The organism is Salmonella sp. 32100201201700099SM (assembly GCF_017572645.1).
GTDB lineage: Bacteria > Pseudomonadota > Gammaproteobacteria > Enterobacterales > Enterobacteriaceae > Salmonella > Salmonella enterica.
In genome coordinates this window covers 191488-210654 of record NZ_JAGERQ010000001.1, presented here as the reverse complement: position 1 = coordinate 210654, position 19167 = coordinate 191488, and the positions used below count along the sequence as shown (strand labels likewise).

The following is a 19167-nucleotide window of genomic DNA, read 5'->3' as shown; positions in this document are numbered from 1 at the left end:
CTTCCTTTTAAGCTGGGTTAAGCCTTAATACTCGGCATAACGTATTTTGTAATGCTATGCCCACGTCACGTTTTTTGCCGTGTCGTCCACGGATATCAATGACCTATCTTTTCTTGCTTCCGACTTCGTTTAAGATTGGTTAATTAACTTCTGATTATGATTTTTACATTCTTTCAGCAGAAGATATGACCTTAACTGCATAAATGCCATATAATTTAGCTATAGGGATGCTGACATAGCGTTTCGTGAAGAACAGGAGATGGGTAAATGATTAAACGTGTACTGGCCGTTTCACTGATGGGGTTATCCTTAGCTGGGTGTGTTAACAATGATAGCCTTTCGGGTGATGTTTATACCGCATCCGAGGCTAAACAAGTTCAGAATGTAACGTACGGTACTATCGTTAACGTTCGTCCGGTTCAAATTCAGGGCGGTGATGATTCTAACGTGATTGGCGCTATCGGCGGCGCGGTGTTGGGCGGATTCCTCGGCAACACTATCGGCGGTGGTACGGGTCGTTCACTGGCGACCGCGGCAGGCGCGGTGGCTGGCGGCGTAGCGGGCCAGGGCGTCCAGAGCGCAATGAATAAAACCCAGGGTGTGGAACTGGAAATTCGTAAAGACGATGGCAACACCATTATGGTTGTGCAGAAACAAGGAAATACGCGTTTCTCGGCAGGTCAGCGTGTCGTGCTGGCCAGCAACGGCAGCCAGGTTACTGTCTCTCCACGCTAAACCAGGCTTTACGTGTGGTCACATGGCCACACGTATGCCCCTGCACCTCAATCGTGAGAGTGCAATTCCATAATGTTGTGTTCAAGTTTAGCGACAAGTTTAATCAGAAGCTCAATCTCCTCTGAAGAAATCCCAGCCAAAATTTCACCGCGCGTTTTATGAATGACCTCTTCCATCTCAGCGATCAGCGGCTCCGCTTTTTCGGTCAGTTTAATCCGCTTAGCGCGACGATCGCTGGCGCAGGTTTGCCGCGAAATTAGCCCCTTATCTTCAAGTTGATCCAACGTGCGTACCAGCGATGGCTGCTCAATGCCTATCGCTTTAGCCAATTGAATCTGCGACTGGTCAGGCGGCAATTGATGAATATTGTGCAACGTGACCCAATGTGTCTGCGTCAATTCCAGAGGCTTGAGGCGATGGTCAATCAGAGCACGCCAAATGCGCACCAACCGTGCCAGATCAGAACCTAGTGGCGATTCCAATTTCACCTCCTTATAATTAGCTTGCTAAGTTATTATGCTGATTTTAGAATAGTGTGCAGTATTTGTATTCTCAAAACAAATGTATTGCTAAATTTGCTTACCAATAGACATTTTTTCAGACATAGTGCGCACCTGGCACCTGTAGCTTCAGTTTTGGCTAAAACTAAAGCATCGATGTCTGACGCAAAGGAACATTGCTTGTGAAGTGTATACTCAACGCCACAGGATTGCCCTTACAAGATCTCATGTTGGGAGCATCTGTTTACTTTCCGCCATTCTTTAAAGCCTTTGCGCTTGGGTTCGTTATCTGGTTGTTTATTCACCGACTCCTGCGTGACCGGATATACTCTGATGAAATCTGGCATCCCCTGTTAATGGATCTCTCCCTCTTTACGCTTTGCGTATGTCTGGGCCTCGTTTTACTGATCGCGTGGTAAATATGTCGTTAAAAACAATAAAATATTTTTCTACTCTCATTGTCGCCGTTCTGGCCGCGTGGTGGTTATGGAATTACTATATGCAGTCACCGTGGACGCGCGATGGTAAAATCCGCGCGGAACAGGTCAGCGTAACGCCGCAGGTTTCTGGCAGCATTACCCAACTCAATATCAAAGATAATCAGTTCGTCAACGCCGGGGACGTTCTCTTTGTCATTGATAAAACGCCCTTCCATATTGCAGAACTTAACGCGCAGGCGCAGTTGGCCAAAGCGCAGTCCGATCTGGCAAAAGCGAATAATGAAGCCGATCGACGTCGACATTTATCGCGTAACTACATCTCTGCTGAAGATCTGGATAGCGCCAATCTGAATGTTAAAGCGATGCAGGCCAGCGTAGATGTCGCACTGGCAACGTTAAAACAGGCGCAGTGGCAGCTTAGCCAAACGGAAGTAAAAGCGCCGGTATCCGGCTGGGTGACCAACCTTTCCACGCGTACCGGTGATTATGCCAGCACCGGTAAGCCACTTTTCGCCCTGGTAGATAGCCATTCATTTTATGTAATGGGATATTTCGAAGAAACCAAACTACGCCATATCCGCGAAGGTGAGCCTGCATTAATAACACTGTATAGTGGCAATGTTAAGTTACAGGGTCACGTTGGCAGTATCGGGCGCGCTATTTACGACCAAAGCGTGGAAAGCGACTCCGGTTTAGTGCCCGATATCAAACCCAACGTACCGTGGGTACGTCTGGCGCAACGCGTACCGGTACGTATCGAATTTGACGCTTTGCCGCAGGATATCACGCTCGTCTCCGGCACTACCTGCAGCGTAGCCATTGGACAGCGGTAATGAAACTCTCCCTGCCGGCCCTGCGAAATACGCCTTGGTTTAAAGCGACCTCCGGCCAGTGGCGTTACGCGTTGCGCAATACCATTGCCATGTGTCTCGCGCTGACATTCGCTTATTATCTCAATCTGGATGAGCCCTACTGGGCGATGACTTCGGCCGCAGTGGTGAGCTTTCCGACCGTAGGCGGCGTAATCAGTAAAAGTCTGGGGCGTATTGCCGGGAGTTTACTCGGCGCGACCGCCGCATTAATTATTGCCGGCCATACGCTGAATGAACCCTGGTTGTTCTTATTTAGCATGGCCGCCTGGATCGGTTTTTGTACCTGGGCCTGCGCGCATTTTACCAATAATGCCGCTTATGCTTTCCAGTTGTCCGGCTACACGGCGGCGATCATCGCGTTCCCGATGGTTAATATTGTAGAAATCACGCAGTTGTGGGATATCGCCCAGGCACGTGTATGTGAAGTTATCGTCGGCATCCTCTGTGGCGGCATGATGATGATGATCCTACCCAGCACATCGGATGGTACCGCCCTGCTCACCGCGTTGAAAAACATGCATGCGCGCTTGCTGGAACATGCCAGTCTACTGTGGCAGCCGGAGACTACCGACGCTATCCGCTCCGCGCATGAGGGGGTCATTGGGCAAATCCTGACCATGAACCTGCTGCGTATTCAGGCCTTCTGGAGTCACTACCGTTTTCGCCGCCAGAATGCATTGCTAAATGCATTGTTACACCAGCAATTACGGCTAACCAGCGTGATCTCCAGTCTGCGTAGAATGCTTTTAAACTGGCCGACGCCGCCGGAAAACAGCCGCGAAGTCATTGAACAACTCTTAGCTGAGTTGGCAAAACCGCGCGCGGACAGCTACACCGTGGCGCGGATTATTGCGCCGCTACGCCCGCAGGATGAACAGGATTATCGTCACCTCGCGTTCTGGCAGCGATTACGCTATTTTTGCCAGCTATATCTGCGCAGCAGCCGTCAGTTATATCTGATCGAAAGCGGCGCGCCGGTAGATCAAATCCATATCCGCCGCACTCCCGGCCTTGCGCGGCATACGGATAACGCAGAGGCCATCTGGAGCGGCGTGCGTACCTTTTGCACGCTCACGGTAATTGGCGCCTGGAGTATTGGCGCGCAATGGGAATCCGGGCCCGGCGCATTAACCCTGGCGGCGATCAGTTGCGTCCTCTACTCCATCGTCGCCACGCCGTTTAAGTCGCTTTCCTTATTGATGCGTACTTTAGTGCTGCTGTCCTTATTCAGCTTCGTGGTGAAATTTGGCCTGATGGTGCAAATCACCGATCTGTGGCAATTCTTGCTTTTCCTTTTTCCGCTGTTCGTCACGATGCAACTGCTTAAACTGCAGATGCCTAAGCTGGCGGGACTGTGGGGGCAGCTTATCGTTTTTATGGGCTCATTCATCGCCGTGACCAATCCACCGGTGTACGACTTCGCCGACTTCCTTAACGATAATACCGCCAAGATCGTCGGCGTCGCGATTTCCTGGCTGGCGTTTGCGATTTTGCGCCCCGGTTCCGATGCCGTAAAAAGCCGCCGCCATATCCGCGCGCTACGCCGGGATTTCGTCGATCAGCTTAGCCGTCACCCTTCCCATAGCGAAAGCGAGTTTGAATCGCTGACCTATCATCACGTCAGTCAGCTCAGCAATAGTCAGGATGCGCTGGCGCGCCGGTGGTTATTACGTTGGGGAGTGGTGCTGCTGAACTGCTCGCATGTGGTGTGGCAGCTGCGCGCCTGGGAGTCGCGTTCCGATCCGCTTTCCCGGGTGCGGGATATTTGTATATCCCTGCTGCGCGATGTGATGAGCGAGCGCGGCGTGCAGCAACGCCCGCTTGCCGTCACGCTACAGGAACTACAGCGTATCTGCGACACGCTCGCACATCATCATCAACCCGCCGCGCATGAACTGGCGGCGATTATCTGGCGTTTACACTGTTCGCTGTCGCAGCTGGAACAGGCTCCAGCGCAGGGAACACTGTCTCCGGGTTATTTAATGACGCCGCAGGCGTAACGCGTTCCGCCGCCGCCGAGCGGTTTCGGCTGATCGGACATGTTATCGCCGCCCACATGGATCATGAGCGCTTTATCTTTCACTTCATCAAGAGACTTCAGACGCGGCGCAGTAACCGGTTCGGTGGCGATGCCATCATTATTAACGACTAACACCGGGAGGTCGCCCAGATGCCCCTGGCCTTCCGGTCCTTCATGCTTGCCGGTATTTTGTGGGTCCAGATGACCACCAGCGGCTTCTGCGGCAACCGCTTTGCCGTCTTTAATCGCGGGCTGGCAGCTACCGTTGGCATGAATGTGAAAACCATGCTCGCCCGGCGGCAACGCTTTAAGGTGTGGGGTAAATTTTAAGCCGCCTTCGGTTTCATCGATGACGACGGTGCCGATAGACTGTCCTACGCCTTGCGCCGTCACCAGATTCATCTCTACTTTCTCGCTGGCAGCCTGCGCACCCGCACAGGCCAACAGCGTTACTATCGCTAAACTTAATCGCTTCATAAAACCTCCGTTACATGTGGTCGCCTGTTAAGTGTAAACCACTGGCGAAAACATGAACGGAAAGTCAACGAGTTGGCGATTACGGCACGTCATAACCCAGTGCCGCCTTGCGGATTCGGAACCACTGTTGACGCGACAATGACAGCGTTTCCGCTTCTAGTGCGGCGCGTACGCGTTCGATTTTACCCGAGCCAATAATCGGCAGCGGCTGCGACGGCAAACGTAAAATCCAGGCATAGACCACCTGTTCAATAGAACTAGCGTTGAGTTCTTGCGCGATAACGGAAAGTTCCTGGCGCAACGGCTGATAAGCCTCATCATTAAACAGCCGACCGCCGCCAAGACATGACCAGGCCATCGGACGAATACGCAGTTGCTGTAATTGATCTAATGTGCCGTCCAGCAACAAAGGCTGGTGAACCGGCGAGATCTCCACCTGGTTGGTCGCCAGGGTGAACGGCAGGCGCGATTGCAGCAACGTAAATTGCGCTGGCGTAAAATTAGAAACGCCAAAATGGCGCACTTTGCCGCTTTGATGTAGATGTTGAAACGCCTCGGCGACGTCATCCGCATCCATTAACGGATCGGGACGGTGAATTAACAACATATCCAGATAATCTGTCGCCAGATTTTTTAATGACTGTTCGGCGCTCAGAATAATATGGCGGCGATCGGTAATATAATGACCGAGCCTATTTTCCGCTCTGGCGGTGGTCGCAATACCGCATTTGGTAACGATTTGCAGTTTTTCCCGCAAATGCGGCGCCAGCGTTAGCGCCTCGCCAAACGCCGCTTCGCACTGATAACCGCCATAAATGTCCGCATGGTCAACGGTAGTGACGCCCAAATCCAGATGTTCTTCGATAAAACTCACTAACTGACGCGCGGACATATTCCAGTCCATCAAACGCCAGTAACCCATGACAAAACGCGAAAACTCCGGGCCTTGTGGAGCGATAGTGACACGCTGAACCATAACAGATTCCTCATAGAGAATAATGAGGTTGAGTATACGCAATTCCGCGTTTAAAAGAGTGAAGGTTGTTGAGGATCTTCCGATGGGAGAGGCTTGTTTGCGCGTATTTTACGCAAGAAACGCTGGCGACAAAGCCGCAGTACATTTTGTTTCTCGGCATCACTCATTTTTTGCCAGTTAAACCGTTCGTCGCGGCTACGCATACAGCCCCGACAAAAGCCACGCTCATCAGACTGGCAGATACCGCGACATGGGCTTGCTACAGGAAAAAACTCCAACTGCTCGGCCACATCCCCTCCTCAACGTTTGGCGCTTATGACTATTGAAGACGCTAACTGACATTATGGCAACTCTGCTTGCAGTAGACCGACTGGTCTACTATACTGCCTGTCATGAATAAGCAAACCGAACACGATACCCGCGAACATCTGCTGGCCACCGGCGAGCAGCTTTGTATGCAACGGGGTTTTACCGGCATGGGGCTTAGCGAGTTGCTCAAAACCGCCCAGGTGCCTAAAGGGTCGTTTTATCACTACTTTCGCTCGAAAGAAGCCTTCGGCGTCGCCATGCTTGAGCGACATTACGCCTGCTATCATCAGCGTCTTACGGCGCACTTCACCTCCGGTCCCGGTAATCATCGCGATCGTCTTCTCGCCTGGTATCAGGAAACGTTAAAGCAGTTTTGCCAGCAAGGCGCCATTAGCGGTTGCCTGACGGTGAAACTGTCAGCGGAGGTCTGCGATCTGTCGGAGGATATGCGCTCTACGATGGATAAAGGGGCGCAGGAGATCATGGCACTGCTTGCACGCGCGCTGGAAGATGGCCGTAATAGCCACTGTTTACATTTCACCGGCCAGCCGTTGCCACAGGCGCAGGTACTTTATGCCCTGTGGCTGGGCGCCAATTTGCAGGCCAAAATATCCCGTAGCGCCGCGCCGCTGGAAAATGCGTTGGCGCATGTTAAGACCATCATTGCAACGCCTGAGCAGTAACGGGCGTTTTTATTTCCTTTATTACAAGACGACCGGTCTACTTATATCAGGAGCCACTATGTCATCAGCAAAACTGTTTACCCCCCTCAAGGTGGGTGCCATCACGGCGACAAATCGCGTATTTATGGCGCCTTTGACGCGTTTGCGGAGTATTGAACCGGGCGACATTCCTACGCCGTTAATGGCGGAATATTACCGTCAACGCGCCAGCGCCGGATTGATCATCAGCGAAGCCACACAAATCTCCGCACAGGCGAAAGGCTATGCCGGCGCACCGGGATTACACAGCGATGAGCAGATCGCCGCCTGGAAAAAAATCACTCAGGGAGTCCATACCCAGGGCGGCCATATGGCGGTGCAACTGTGGCATACGGGCCGTATTTCACACGCCAGCCTGCAACCAGGCGGACAAGCGCCCGTCGCGCCATCCGCTATCAATGCGGGAACCCGCACCTCTTTGCGTGACGAAAACGGTCAGGCCATCCGCGTAGAGACTTCCACGCCGCGCGCGCTGGATACTCACGAGATCCCAGGGATCGTCAACGATTTCCGCCAGGCTATCGCCAATGCCCGAGAGGCAGGCTTCGATCTGGTGGAGCTGCACTCCGCGCACGGTTATCTGCTGCACCAGTTCCTCTCACCGTCTTCTAATCACCGTACCGATCAGTACGGCGGCAGCGTAGAGAATCGCGCCCGTCTGGTGCTGGAGGTGGTTGATGCCGGCATTAAGGAATGGGGCGCGGACCGTATCGGCATCCGCCTTTCTCCTGTCGGCACTTTCCAGAATGTCGATAACGGCCCGAATGAAGAAGCTGACGCCCTTTATCTGATTGAAGCGTTAGGCAAACGCGGCATCGCTTATCTGCATATGTCTGAACCAGACTGGGCGGGCGGCGAACCGTACAGCGACGCGTTCCGTGAAAAAGTGCGCGCGCGTTTCCACGGTCCCATCATCGGCGCTGGCGCCTATACGCCAGAAAAAGCGGAAGATCTGATCGAAAAAGGGCTGATTGACGCCGTGGCGTTTGGTCGCGATTACATCGCTAACCCGGATCTGGTGGCGCGTCTGCAACGTAAAGCGGAACTTAATCCACAGCGTCCCGAAAGTTTTTATGGCGGCGGCGCGGAAGGCTACACTGACTACCCTACTCTGTAATTTCATTGATAGCGGCCTCACATCGCCGCTATACTTTGAATATCTTGACTATTTTAAGGACAACGAAAATGCGTTTATTGCATACTATGCTGCGCGTCGGCGATTTGCAGCGTTCCATCGCTTTTTACACCAACGTTCTGGGCATGAAATTGCTGCGTACCAGTGAGAATCCGGAATACAAATACTCGCTGGCCTTTGTGGGATATGGTCCGGAAACGGAAGAAGCGGTCATCGAACTAACCTATAACTGGGGCGTTGAGAGCTACGACATGGGCAATGCGTATGGGCACATCGCGCTGAGCGTTGATAATGCCGCTGAAGCCTGTGAACGTATTCGTCAGAACGGCGGCAACGTGACCCGTGAAGCGGGGCCGGTAAAAGGCGGTTCGACCATCATCGCCTTCGTTGAAGATCCGGATGGCTATAAAATCGAATTGATTGAAGCTAAAGACGCAGGCCGCGGTCTGGGTAACTGATCCCCCGCCGGGCGCAGGTCACTGCGCCCGTTGTTTTACTGCATCCCGGCGTAAAATTTGCTATAATACGCGCTGCATTTTTTCGTATTAAGAGACTCAGATGTCCGATAACGCTCAACTTTCCGGTCTGTGCGACCGTTTTCGTGGTTTTTATCCTGTCGTCATCGACGTTGAAACTGCAGGATTTAACGCTAAAACCGATGCGCTGCTCGAAATCGCCGCCATCACGCTGAAAATGGATGAACAAGGCTGGCTGATGCCGGACATGACGCTGCATTTCCATGTGGAGCCGTTCGCTGGAGCCAACTTACAGCCGGAAGCGCTCGCGTTTAACGGTATCGATCCCTCTAACCCGCTACGCGGCGCGGTGAGTGAATATGAGGCGCTACACGCTATTTTCAAAATGGTGCGTAAAGGTATCAAAGACAGCGGTTGTAGCCGCGCCATTATGGTCGCGCATAACGCCACTTTTGATCACAGTTTTATGATGGCCGCCGCAGAGCGCGCCTCGCTGAAACGTAACCCGTTTCATCCGTTCGTCACCTTTGATACCGCGGCATTGAGCGGACTGGCGCTGGGGCAAACGGTGTTATCAAAAGCGTGCCTGGCGGCAGGTATGGAGTTTGATGGTGAAAAGGCCCATTCCGCTTTGTATGATACCGAGCGGACAGCGGTGCTGTTTTGTGAAATCGTCAATCGCTGGAAGCGCCTGGGCGGCTGGCCGTTACCTTTGCCGACGGACAAATAACGTGGCTAACGACGCCGCTTTTGCTCACGATGACGGTAAAAAAGCGACCTTTACAGGTCGCTTTCCCCTTTCACAGATTACTCTGCGTCCGGCTCCTGAGTTTTATATTTTGCCGCAGTTTCTTTAATAAGCTGCTGCAGCTCGCCACGCTGATACATTTCAATCACAATATCACACCCGCCGACCAGCTCGCCGTCCACCCACAGTTGTGGGAATGTCGGCCAGTTGGCGTATTTCGGTAATTCAGCGCGAATATCCGGGTTTTGCAGGATATCAACATAGGCAAAACGTTCCCCGCAGGCTGAAAGCGCCTGAACGGCCTGCGCAGAGAAACCACAGCTTGGCAGTTTCGGTGAACCTTTCATATACAGGAGAATCGGGTTTTCAGCGATCTGGCGCTGAATTTTTTCGATAGTGGTGCTCATTGTCTCGCTTCCTTAAACTACTTTTACGACTGAAGCCTGGCATTGTAACGGGTCAGGCTGGCAACGGAAAATAACATTTTCATCATGCCTTATTATTTTACCGTCTGCGGGAATAAGTTGTATACAAAATATCTTTTAAGCGGGTTGCCATGCAGTGATTCGTCGATAACGCATTCGTGTTTAGCATTAATTGCTATTTTTTTTACATCTGTTAACGAAACACAGCTTCAGAAACCAAAAGCAATTACCAATCTGTGCTTTTGTAGATTAGAATTATCAGGTTTTGTAAATCATACGCAGGCATGAATCGCCTGCCTTTAACAGAGGATTGCTCAGTGGCGCGGATAAACAAAATCTCGATCACGCTCTGTGCTTTACTTTTTACTACTCTCCCTTTTACGCCAATGGCTCATGCTTCCAGGCAAGCCAAAGCGACGCCTGCTGTTTCTCATGTCACGAAAACGGCAGATAAAAAGAAAAGCACAACGAAAAAAATCAGTAAAACCAGCAAAAAAAACGTAAAAAAAACCTCAAAAACCAGCCGTTCTTCTTCCGCTTCTACGCCAAAACGTACCACCGCCGCCACGAAATCTCGTCATACCACACATCGTCGTAACAGAACCGCGCCCACGTCAATCGCCGCCCTCGACGTAACGGAAAAATGCACGACGCGTAAAGGCCGTAAGCCGCACTGCGTGAAGGGGAAAGGAACATTGCCGGTCTCTATTGCCGATGCGCATCGTGCAAAAGTACAAAAAGCGACGAAGACCGCGATGTCCAAACTCATGAATCAGATTGGTAAACCGTATCACTGGGGAGGCGCGTCGCCGCGCACCGGTTTTGATTGCAGCGGTCTTGTTTATTATGCCTATAAAGATTTAGTGAAGATCCGTATCCCCCGAACGGCGAATGAGATGTATCACCTGCGTGACGCGGCGCCCATTGAGCGTAGCGAGTTGAAAAGCGGCGATCTGGTGTTCTTTCGTACGCAGGGGCGCGGCACCGCCGATCACGTTGGCGTCTATGTCGGCAACGGTAAGTTTATCCAGTCTCCGCGCAGCGGTCAGGAAATTAAGATCACCTCACTGAACGAAGAGTACTGGCAGCGTCATTATGTCGGCGCCCGCCGGGTGATGACGCCTAAAACAATTCGCTAATATTTTATCCTGTCGTTTAACGACAGGATAACTTCTTCTTTTGCGCCACCTCTCAATTTGCTACCCTATCCTTACGCGCACCAGGGTTATTGTGCGTGCGCAATATTAATAATAAGGAGAGAAGCAATGTCGTTCGAATTACCTGCATTACCGTATGCCAAAGATGCTCTGGCGCCGCATATTTCTGCTGAGACGCTGGAATATCACTATGGCAAACATCATCAGACTTACGTGACCAATCTTAACAATTTGATCAAAGGCACGGCGTTTGAAGGCAAATCGCTGGAAGAGATCGTGCGCACTTCCGAAGGCGGTATCTTTAATAACGCCGCTCAGGTATGGAACCACACCTTCTACTGGAACTGCCTGGCGCCAAACGCTGGCGGCGAACCGACCGGGAAACTGGCTGATGCTATCGCGGCATCTTTTGGCAGCTTCGCGGAATTTAAAGCGCAGTTCACCGATGCCGCTATCAAAAACTTTGGTTCCGGATGGACATGGCTAGTAAAAAGCGCTGATGGCAAACTGGCTATCGTTTCTACCTCAAATGCCGGTACGCCGCTGACTACGGATGCAATGCCGTTGCTGACGGTTGATGTGTGGGAACATGCGTATTACATCGACTACCGCAACGCCCGTCCAAACTATCTGGAGCATTTCTGGGCGCTGGTTAACTGGGAATTTGTTGCGAAAAATCTCGCCGCATAAGTCTGAGTACGCAGAAGGTACGCCTTCTGCGTTTTAGAGAGGGATAGAATAGAGGAGACGCCCACCCTCAGAAGAGAGGAAATCAGTGCAGAGCGGCCGTTAATCCACCTGCGACAATCACGCCCAGAACAATCAGCGTAGTAATCAACGAAAATTTCAGGTCGGTACTCATCAAGTTTTCTCCTTTTTATTCCCACACAAAAAGTGATATAGCGCATTTTTGCACATTCCCGTACAAAAATCTCTCATGTTTTATATTGATAACTGTTTTTAACGCTTCCCCTTTTCCTCAAGATCAGACAAAATTCCAGGCTTACTGAATTAGCGTAACGGCCATTGACCCCTTCCTGACGTTCCGTGTCGTTTTTCCGGCGTGCCGCAACCCTGATGTTGCGATTAGGGTGTGTGTAGGCAAACGTTTACCTGGCGTTTCTCAGGAGCTTAGCGAGGGTCTGGAGTGAAATGTAATGGCAACAATTAAAGATGTAGCGAAACGAGCAAACGTTTCCACTACAACTGTATCACACGTAATCAACAAAACGCGTTTTGTCGCTGAAGAAACGCGTAACGCGGTCTGGACAGCAATTAAAGAGCTGCACTACTCTCCCAGCGCCGTCGCGCGTAGCCTGAAGGTTAACCATACCAAGTCGATAGGCTTACTGGCGACCAGCAGCGAAGCGGCCTATTTTGCCGAAATTATCGAGGCGGTTGAAAAAAACTGTTTCCAGAAAGGCTATACGCTGATTTTAGGCAACGCCTGGAATAACCTGGAAAAACAGCGCGCCTACCTGTCTATGATGGCGCAAAAGCGCGTGGATGGCCTGCTGGTGATGTGTTCTGAGTATCCAGAACCTCTGCTTTCCATGCTGGAAGAGTATCGCCATATTCCGATGGTGGTGATGGACTGGGGTGAAGCGAAGGCCGATTTTACCGACACGGTGATTGATAACGCCTTTGCAGGCGGCTATATGGCGGGTCGTTATCTGGTTGAGCGCGGCCACCGGGATATCGGCGTTATTCCCGGCCCGCTGGAGCGCAACACCGGCGCGGGGCGGCTGGCAGGCTTTATGAAAGCCATGGAGGAGGCGCTGATCAACGTGCCGGACAACTGGATTGTTCAGGGCGACTTCGAGCCGGAGTCCGGTTACCACGCGATGCAGCAAATCTTATCGCAGTCACATCGCCCTACCGCCGTTTTCTGCGGCGGCGATATTATGGCGATGGGCGCGCTTTGCGCGGCTGACGAAATGGGGCTTCGCGTACCGCAGGACGTTTCGGTGATCGGTTATGACAATGTGCGTAACGCCCGTTACTTTACCCCGGCACTGACGACGATTCACCAGCCCAAAGACTCTTTAGGCGAAACCGCATTTAATATGCTATTGGATCGCATCGTCAATAAGCGCGAAGAGTCACAGTCTATTGAAGTTCATCCACGCCTGGTTGAGCGTCGCTCGGTCGCTGACGGCCCGTTCCGCGACTATCGGCGTTAATCCCCGCTGTCGGGAGCCTCTTCTGGCTCCCGCAGCCACTCCCGATTCAACGTTTCGCTATCGCCCAAATAGTCCAGCAGCCATGCCAGCGCGGGCGAGGCTTCGTTTTGCTGCCACGTCACGCAACAGGCCGCATCGGGAAACGGATTCTCTAACGTCAGCGCCACCCATTTTCCGCTGTCTATCCACTGTCGGGCAAAATGCGTCGGCACCATTCCCACGCATAGTCCTGCCGACAGGCAGGTTGCCGATGACTCCCAGTCCGGTACGACGACCCTTTTTTGGTTATCCAGCAGCCAGGTAATCCGTTTCGGTAAGGTTCGCGAAGTGTCTTCCCTGACCAGCGACGGCCAGTTGCGCAGGATATCATCGCTTAACGGCCCAGGCATCGACGCCAGCGGGTGATCGCTTGCCACTACGCAGCTCCAGCTCAGGGTCCCCATATCCCGAAAAGCGTAACGCCCCCCTACCGGAATCGCCTGCGTCGCCCCAATCGCCAGTTCGACACGCCCGTCGGAGAGCGCGTCCCAGACGCCGTTAAACACCTCCTGAAAAACCAGCAGTTCCACATCGTCAAAATGACGATAAAAATCGACGATCATCTGCCGGGTACGTTCTGGTCTGACGATATTGTCCACCGCAATAGCTAACTGCCCGCGCCAGCCATTAGCAATTTGCTGACACTGTTGGCGAGTGATCTGCATTTTTTTGATAACAGAACGCCCTTCTTTTAAAAACCAGACGCCAGCAGGCGTTAGTTCAACATCACGGTGACGTCGTACAAAAAGCGGTACGGCCAGCCACTCCTCTAACTGACGAACGGTGTAACTGACTGCTGAAGGCACACGGTGCAGTTCTTGCGCCGCCGCGCTAAAACTGCCATTGCGCGCCACGGCGTCAACCACTTCAAGCGAGTATTCCGACCACATAATTTGCCTACAAAAATTTTGAATTCACTGGACAAATATTAACGTTTCACAACCGTAATTTCACTCCCTACACTCTGCGACAATGTCTGTCTGATAAGAAAGAGAAACAAATATGCAACCTGGAAAAGGTTTTTTAGTCTGGTTAGCCGGCCTTAGCGTGCTGGGATTTCTGGCTACGGACATGTACCTGCCCGCGTTTGCCGCCATACAGGCGGATTTACAAACGCCTGCCGCCGCTGTCAGCGCCAGCCTAAGCCTGTTTTTAGCTGGCTTTGCCGTCGCGCAACTACTTTGGGGACCGCTATCGGATCGTTATGGCCGTAAACCGATTTTACTGCTGGGGTTATCTATCTTTGCACTCGGAAGTCTGGGGATGCTGTGGGTAGAAAGCGCGGCAGCACTGCTGACGCTGCGCTTTGTGCAGGCCGTCGGCGTTTGTGCGGCAACGGTAATCTGGCAAGCGCTGGTGACCGATTATTATCCTTCGCAAAAAATTAACCGTATCTTCGCCACGATCATGCCACTGGTGGGATTATCCCCGGCGCTTGCGCCCTTACTGGGAAGCTGGATACTGACGCATTTCTCATGGCAGGCGATTTTCGCCACTCTGTTCGTGATTACGTTGTTGCTGATGTTGCCGGCGCTGCGCTTAAAACCATCGGTAAAAGCGCGTACCGAAGGACAGGATAAACTCACTTTCGCGACGTTGTTACGCTCTAAAACCTATCGCGGTAATGTGCTGATTTATGCCGCCTGTTCCGCCAGCTTTTTTGCGTGGCTAACAGGGTCCCCGTTTATTCTCAGCGCGATGGGTTACAGCCCGGCAGTGATTGGCCTGAGCTATGTTCCTCAAACCATCGCTTTTCTGATTGGCGGATATGGTTGCCGCGCGGCGCTACAAAAATGGCAGGGCTACCAATTGCTTCCGTGGCTGTTAGGGCTGTATGCGCTGAGCGTTATCGCCACCTGGGGAGCGGGCCTTCTGAATAATGCCTCACTGGTGGAGATCCTGATTCCTTTCTGCGTAATGGCGATTGCTAATGGCGCAATCTACCCTATCGTCGTCGCGCAAGCGTTACGCCCTTTCCCTCAAGCCACGGGGCGCGCTGCGGCGCTACAAAATACGCTGCAACTGGGGTTATGTTTCCTGGCAAGCCTGGTGGTTTCATGGCTCATCAGCACGCCGCTGCTGACCACCACCAGCGTAATGCTCTCTACCGTTGTTCTGGCGGCGTTAGGTTACAAAATGCAGTCTCATGCAGATTGCGCTGAGACCGGATTTCCCCATGCCAATGTCGCCCACGACAAGTCTCACTAAAGACTTGTTAACCGCTTGTAATTAGCACGCTAACAATTTTCGGTTGAATCATCAAAAATTGCGGCCTATACTGATTCCCGGTTGTTTATATTACGATAATTATTAGGCATTAACGGGAACCGGAGCGTTCCCGATTCACCATGGATGGCCTTTTCGGCAAGGGCTCCTCCCTTCCTCTGTTCTACGTCGGATAACTGGCTCACGGAATTGTCCGTGGGATTTCTCACAAAGCCAAAAAAGCGTCTACGCTGTTTTAAGGTTCTGATCATCGTCCAGTGATGGAGAAACTATGAGTTCATCGTGTATAGAAGAAGTCAGCGTACCGGATGATAACTGGTACCGAATCGCCAACGAATTGTTTAGTCGTGCGGATATTACAATTAATGGTTCCGCCCCGTCTGACATTCGTGTTAAGAATCCCGATTTTTTTAAACGCGTCCTCCAGGAAGGATCGTTGGGGTTAGGTGAGAGTTACATGGATGGCTGGTGGGAATGCGAGCGTCTGGATATTTTCTTCAGCAAAGTCTTACGTGCCGGTCTTGAAAATCAACTCCCCCACCATGTCAAAGATACGCTCCGTATCCTCGGCGCGCGTCTGATTAATCTACAAAGTAAAAAACGCGCCTGGATTGTCGGCAAGGAACATTACGATCTTGGTAATGACCTTTTTTCCCGTATGCTCGATCCCTATATGCAATATTCTTGCGCCTACTGGAAAGATGCCGATACGCTGGAAGCGGCACAGCAAGCCAAGCTGAAATTAATTTGCGAAAAGCTACAGCTACAACCGGGGATGCGTGTGCTGGATATCGGCTGCGGCTGGGGCGGCCTGTCGCAATATATGGCGACCCATTATGGCGTTAGCGTGGTGGGCGTAACGATCTCCGCTGAACAACAAAAAATGGCGCAGACGCGTTGCGAAGGTCTGGATGTCTCCATTCTCCTGGAAGATTATCGCGACCTTAACGATCAGTTTGACCGAATCGTCTCCGTCGGCATGTTCGAACATGTCGGGCCAAAAAACTACAACACCTATTTTGAAGTTGTTGACAGGAATTTAAAACCGGATGGTCTTTTCCTGCTCCATACTATTGGTTCTAAAAAAACCGATCATAATGTCGATCCGTGGATCAATAAGTATATTTTCCCCAACGGTTGCTTGCCGTCTGTTCGTCAAATCGCCGAGGCCAGCGAATCACACTTTGTAATGGAAGACTGGCATAACTTTGGCGCCGACTATGACACGACTCTGATGGCGTGGCATGAGCGCTTTATCAATGCCTGGCCAGAGATTGCGGGCAATTATAACGAGCGCTTTAAACGTATGTTCAGCTATTATCTCAACGCCTGCGCGGGTGCGTTTCGCGCGCGTGATATCCAGCTTTGGCAGGTGGTATTTACGCGCGGCGTTGAAAACGGTCTGCGCGTTCCTCGCTAATCATCTCCCCCGCATTTCATGCGGGGGAATCTTATTTTCCGTTAGCCAATGTCGGCCTGATTTCTGACCACATTTTCTCGTGTAGCCAGTACGCGTTCTACGGTATCGACAACCGCCTGCGTTTGCGGATCGATCTCGATATTCACACGCTCACCCAGTTTTTTTCTGCCAAACGTAGTACGTTCCAGCGTTTCCGGAATGAGATGCACGCAGAAGCGCGTTGGCGTTACCTCGCCGACGGTCAAACTGATGCCGTCGACGCCGATAAAGCCTTTGTACAGGATATACTTCATCAGGGACGCATCCTGCACTTTAAACCACACCTGATGGTTATTTTCAGAGGTCAGGATTTTCGCGATCTCCGCCGTCGTAATAATATGCCCCGACATCAGATGTCCACCGATTTCATCGCTGAATTTGGCGGCGCGCTCTACGTTGACCTCATCACCTACCCTCAACGCGCCCAGATTGGTGATGCGCAACGTTTCTTTCATCAGATCAAAGCTTATCTGATTGCCGTTTATTTCAGTTACCGTCAAACAGCATCCGTTATGCGCTACCGACGCCCCCGTCTCCAGCCCCTCCAGCATGTAGTCCGGTAACGTCACCACATGGGTGCGAAAGTTGGGTTTTTCATCAATCGATACCAGTTTCGCGGTACCCTGTACGATCCCCGTAAACATATCTTCAACTCCTGAAATAAATAAAAGCAGAACTGTTCAGCACAATAGCAGGTGGAAAAACAGCTTGCCAGCAATGCGCCGTTAACAACTGTTTTTTCACTGGAGAAATAGTAATACCCCGCTACAATAGACTGAAATTTCCCCTGCTATTTCTTTTGGCTGCCACTACGGCGGCTTTTTAGTCTTTCATATAACAACAAAATAAAAGGTGAATACGTGCAGAAGTATACCAGTGAAGCGCGTCAGTTATTAGCGTTAGCGATACCGGTGATCCTTGCGCAAGTGGCACAGACCGCAATGGGATTCGTCGATACCGTCATGGCGGGAGGCTATAGCGCTACGGACATGGCTGCCGTCGCTATCGGCACCTCTATCTGGCTTCCCGCCATTTTGTTTGGTCACGGCTTACTGCTGGCCTTGACGCCTGTGATTGCGCAACTCAATGGCTCCGGCCGTCGTGAGCGTATCGCGCATCAGGTTCGACAAGGGTTCTGGCTGGCGGGCTTTGTCTCCGTGCTGGTGATGATCGTCCTGTGGAATGCCGGATACATTATCCGCTCTATGCATAATATTGATCCGGCGCTGGCCGATAAAGCCGTGGGTTATCTTCGCGCGCTGCTGTGGGGCGCGCCAGGATACCTTTTCTTTCAGGTAGCGCGAAACCAGTGCGAAGGTCTGGCCAAAACCAAACCGGGTATGGTGATGGGATTTTTGGGCCTGCTGGTGAATATTCCGGTGAACTATATTTTTATCTATGGCCATTTTGGTATGCCGGAACTCGGCGGTATCGGCTGCGGCGTTGCGACTGCGGCGGTCTATTGGGTGATGTTTATCGCCATGCTTTCTTACATTAAACACGCGCGTTCAATGCGTGATATTCGTAATGAAAAAGGCTTTGGCAAACCTGATAGCGTCGTCATGAAGCGCCTGATTCAACTGGGGTTGCCGATTGCGCTGGCGCTGTTCTTTGAAGTGACGTTGTTTGCGGTCGTTGCGCTGCTGGTTTCGCCATTAGGTATTGTGGATGTCGCCGGTCATCAGATTGCGCTTAACTTTAGCTCGCTGATGTTCGTACTGCCGATGTCGCTGGCTGCGGCGGTAACGATTCGAGTGGGTTATCGTCTGGGCCAGGGCTCAACGCTGGATGCGCAAACCGCAGCGCGTACCGGTTTAGGCGTCGGCATTTGTATGGCTGTGGTTACCGCTATTTTTACCGTTACTCTGCGTAAGCATATTGCTTTGCTCTACAATGACAACCCTGAGGTCGTGGCGCTTGCCGCGCAATTAATGCTGCTCGCTGCGGTTTACCAGATTTCCGACTCTATACAGATTATCGGCAGCGGTATTCTGCGCGGTTATAAAGATACGCGTTCCATCTTTTTTATCACCTTTACCGCCTACTGGGTGTTAGGTTTACCCAGCGGTTATATCCTGGCGTTAACGGATTTGGTGGTGGATCGTATGGGACCGGCAGGCTTCTGGATGGGGTTCATCATCGGCCTGACCTCGGCGGCGGTGTTAATGATGCTACGGATGCGCTATCTACAACGTCAGCCGTCCGCCATCATTTTGCAGCGCGCTGCGCGATAATACGACGATAGCCGTCGCATGGCGGCTATTTTCT

22 protein-coding genes are annotated in these 19167 nt (G+C 51.9%); 14 read left to right on the top strand and 8 right to left on the bottom strand.

What is annotated here, in order from left to right; translation table 11 throughout:
• Positions 1-267 precede the first annotated feature (267 nt).
• Positions 268-735, top strand: coding sequence for an outer membrane lipoprotein SlyB (slyB, locus tag J4685_RS01120; RefSeq protein WP_000597179.1), 468 nt, complete (start codon positions 268-270; stop codon positions 733-735).
• A gap of 47 nt (positions 736-782) precedes the next feature.
• Here the strand turns inward: slyB and slyA are convergent, their stop codons facing one another.
• Positions 783-1223 carry a transcriptional regulator SlyA gene (gene slyA, locus J4685_RS01115; protein ID WP_000764554.1) on the bottom strand — a complete coding sequence of 147 codons (441 nt, stop codon included), beginning with the start codon at positions 1221-1223 and terminating at the stop codon, positions 783-785.
• A 194-nt stretch (positions 1224-1417) separates the two neighbouring features.
• Between slyA and J4685_RS01110 the strand changes: the two genes are divergently transcribed.
• The 3 genes from J4685_RS01110 to J4685_RS01100 are packed head-to-tail and all read left to right on the top strand — an operon-like array spanning position 1418 to position 4547.
• On the top strand, positions 1418-1654 hold the full coding sequence (locus J4685_RS01110) for a DUF1656 domain-containing protein (RefSeq protein ID WP_000649755.1): 237 nt from the start codon (positions 1418-1420) through the stop codon (positions 1652-1654).
• A 2-nt stretch (positions 1655-1656) separates the two neighbouring features.
• The gene (locus J4685_RS01105) at positions 1657-2508 is read left to right on the top strand and encodes an HlyD family secretion protein (protein ID WP_046596311.1); all 852 of its coding nucleotides are present in this window, start codon (positions 1657-1659) and stop codon (positions 2506-2508) included.
• The gene (locus J4685_RS01100; protein ID WP_000777626.1) at positions 2508-4547 is read left to right on the top strand and encodes an FUSC family protein; all 2040 of its coding nucleotides are present in this window, start codon (positions 2508-2510) and stop codon (positions 4545-4547) included. Before J4685_RS01105 ends, J4685_RS01100 begins: the two co-directional genes overlap by 1 nt.
• Here J4685_RS01100 and sodC2 read toward each other — a convergent pair.
• The 3 genes from sodC2 to J4685_RS01085 all read right to left on the bottom strand — a co-directional run bounded on the left by sodC2 (position 4523) and on the right by J4685_RS01085 (position 6310).
• Complete coding sequence (sodC2, locus tag J4685_RS01095) at positions 4523-5044, bottom strand: superoxide dismutase [Cu-Zn] SodC2 (protein WP_000826813.1); 522 nt, start codon at positions 5042-5044, stop codon at positions 4523-4525. The genes J4685_RS01100 and sodC2 overlap by 25 nt on opposite strands.
• 79 nt (positions 5045-5123) lie before the next feature.
• A complete protein-coding gene (locus tag J4685_RS01090; RefSeq protein WP_000250721.1) occupies positions 5124-6020 on the bottom strand; it encodes an aldo/keto reductase family oxidoreductase in 897 nt (298 codons plus the stop codon).
• A 50-nt stretch (positions 6021-6070) separates the two neighbouring features.
• Entirely contained in the window at positions 6071-6310 is a 240-nt protein-coding gene (locus J4685_RS01085) for a DUF1289 domain-containing protein (protein WP_001538148.1), read from the bottom strand.
• A gap of 102 nt (positions 6311-6412) precedes the next feature.
• Here J4685_RS01085 and J4685_RS01080 point away from each other — a divergent pair, with 102 nt between their 5' ends.
• The 4 genes from J4685_RS01080 (at position 6413) to rnt (ending at position 9392) form a co-directional block, all read left to right on the top strand.
• Positions 6413-7012: a TetR/AcrR family transcriptional regulator gene (locus J4685_RS01080; RefSeq protein ID WP_001041823.1), complete on the top strand. Its 600-nt coding sequence runs from the start codon at positions 6413-6415 to the stop codon at positions 7010-7012.
• Positions 7013-7070: 58 nt separating this feature from the next.
• Positions 7071-8168 carry an alkene reductase gene (locus tag J4685_RS01075; RefSeq protein WP_000092944.1) on the top strand — a complete coding sequence of 366 codons (1098 nt, stop codon included), beginning with the start codon at positions 7071-7073 and terminating at the stop codon, positions 8166-8168.
• Between the two features lie 68 nt (positions 8169-8236).
• On the top strand, positions 8237-8644 hold the full coding sequence (gene gloA, locus J4685_RS01070) for a lactoylglutathione lyase (RefSeq protein WP_001237787.1): 408 nt from the start codon (positions 8237-8239) through the stop codon (positions 8642-8644).
• 100 nt (positions 8645-8744) lie between these two features.
• Complete coding sequence (rnt, locus tag J4685_RS01065) at positions 8745-9392, top strand: ribonuclease T (protein WP_001282267.1); 648 nt, start codon at positions 8745-8747, stop codon at positions 9390-9392.
• 77 nt (positions 9393-9469) lie between these two features.
• On the opposite strand, the gene grxD is transcribed toward rnt, so the two are convergent.
• Positions 9470-9817: a monothiol glutaredoxin 4 gene (gene grxD / locus J4685_RS01060; protein WP_000108176.1), complete on the bottom strand. Its 348-nt coding sequence runs from the start codon at positions 9815-9817 to the stop codon at positions 9470-9472.
• Between the two features lie 335 nt (positions 9818-10152).
• Here grxD and J4685_RS01055 point away from each other — a divergent pair, with 335 nt between their 5' ends.
• Together J4685_RS01055 and sodB are read left to right on the top strand one after the other, a co-directional pair.
• Positions 10153-10974, top strand: a complete 822-nt coding sequence (locus tag J4685_RS01055; protein ID WP_016504846.1) for a C40 family peptidase — start codon at positions 10153-10155, stop codon at positions 10972-10974.
• Between the two features lie 126 nt (positions 10975-11100).
• Complete coding sequence (gene sodB, locus J4685_RS01050; protein ID WP_000007298.1) at positions 11101-11682, top strand: superoxide dismutase [Fe]; 582 nt, start codon at positions 11101-11103, stop codon at positions 11680-11682.
• Between the two features lie 82 nt (positions 11683-11764).
• Here sodB and J4685_RS01045 read toward each other — a convergent pair whose 3' ends face one another.
• Positions 11765-11854, bottom strand: a complete 90-nt coding sequence (locus tag J4685_RS01045; protein WP_000102277.1) for a YnhF family membrane protein — start codon at positions 11852-11854, stop codon at positions 11765-11767.
• A gap of 295 nt (positions 11855-12149) precedes the next feature.
• On the opposite strand from J4685_RS01045, the gene purR reads away from it, so the two are divergent.
• A complete protein-coding gene (gene purR, locus J4685_RS01040; protein WP_000190998.1) occupies positions 12150-13175 on the top strand; it encodes an HTH-type transcriptional repressor PurR in 1026 nt (341 codons plus the stop codon).
• Here the strand turns inward: purR and punR are convergent.
• Positions 13172-14104 (bottom strand): DNA-binding transcriptional activator PunR, encoded by a 933-nt coding sequence (gene punR, locus J4685_RS01035; protein ID WP_000269518.1) that lies wholly within the window; start codon positions 14102-14104, stop codon positions 13172-13174. The genes purR and punR overlap by 4 nt on opposite strands.
• A gap of 112 nt (positions 14105-14216) precedes the next feature.
• On the opposite strand from punR, the gene punC reads away from it, so the two are divergent.
• A complete protein-coding gene (punC, locus tag J4685_RS01030) occupies positions 14217-15422 on the top strand; it encodes a purine nucleoside transporter PunC (protein WP_001182316.1) in 1206 nt (401 codons plus the stop codon).
• Between the two features lie 289 nt (positions 15423-15711).
• Positions 15712-16860 carry a cyclopropane fatty acyl phospholipid synthase gene (gene cfa, locus J4685_RS01025; protein WP_000098872.1) on the top strand — a complete coding sequence of 383 codons (1149 nt, stop codon included), beginning with the start codon at positions 15712-15714 and terminating at the stop codon, positions 16858-16860.
• Positions 16861-16901: 41 nt separating this feature from the next.
• Here the strand turns inward: cfa and J4685_RS01020 are convergent, their stop codons facing one another.
• Positions 16902-17543, bottom strand: a complete 642-nt coding sequence (locus J4685_RS01020) for a riboflavin synthase (RefSeq protein WP_000493969.1) — start codon at positions 17541-17543, stop codon at positions 16902-16904.
• A 216-nt stretch (positions 17544-17759) separates the two neighbouring features.
• On the opposite strand from J4685_RS01020, the gene mdtK reads away from it, so the two are divergent.
• A complete protein-coding gene (mdtK, locus tag J4685_RS01015) occupies positions 17760-19133 on the top strand; it encodes a multidrug efflux MATE transporter MdtK (protein WP_001175075.1) in 1374 nt (457 codons plus the stop codon).
• Positions 19134-19167 lie beyond the last annotated feature (34 nt).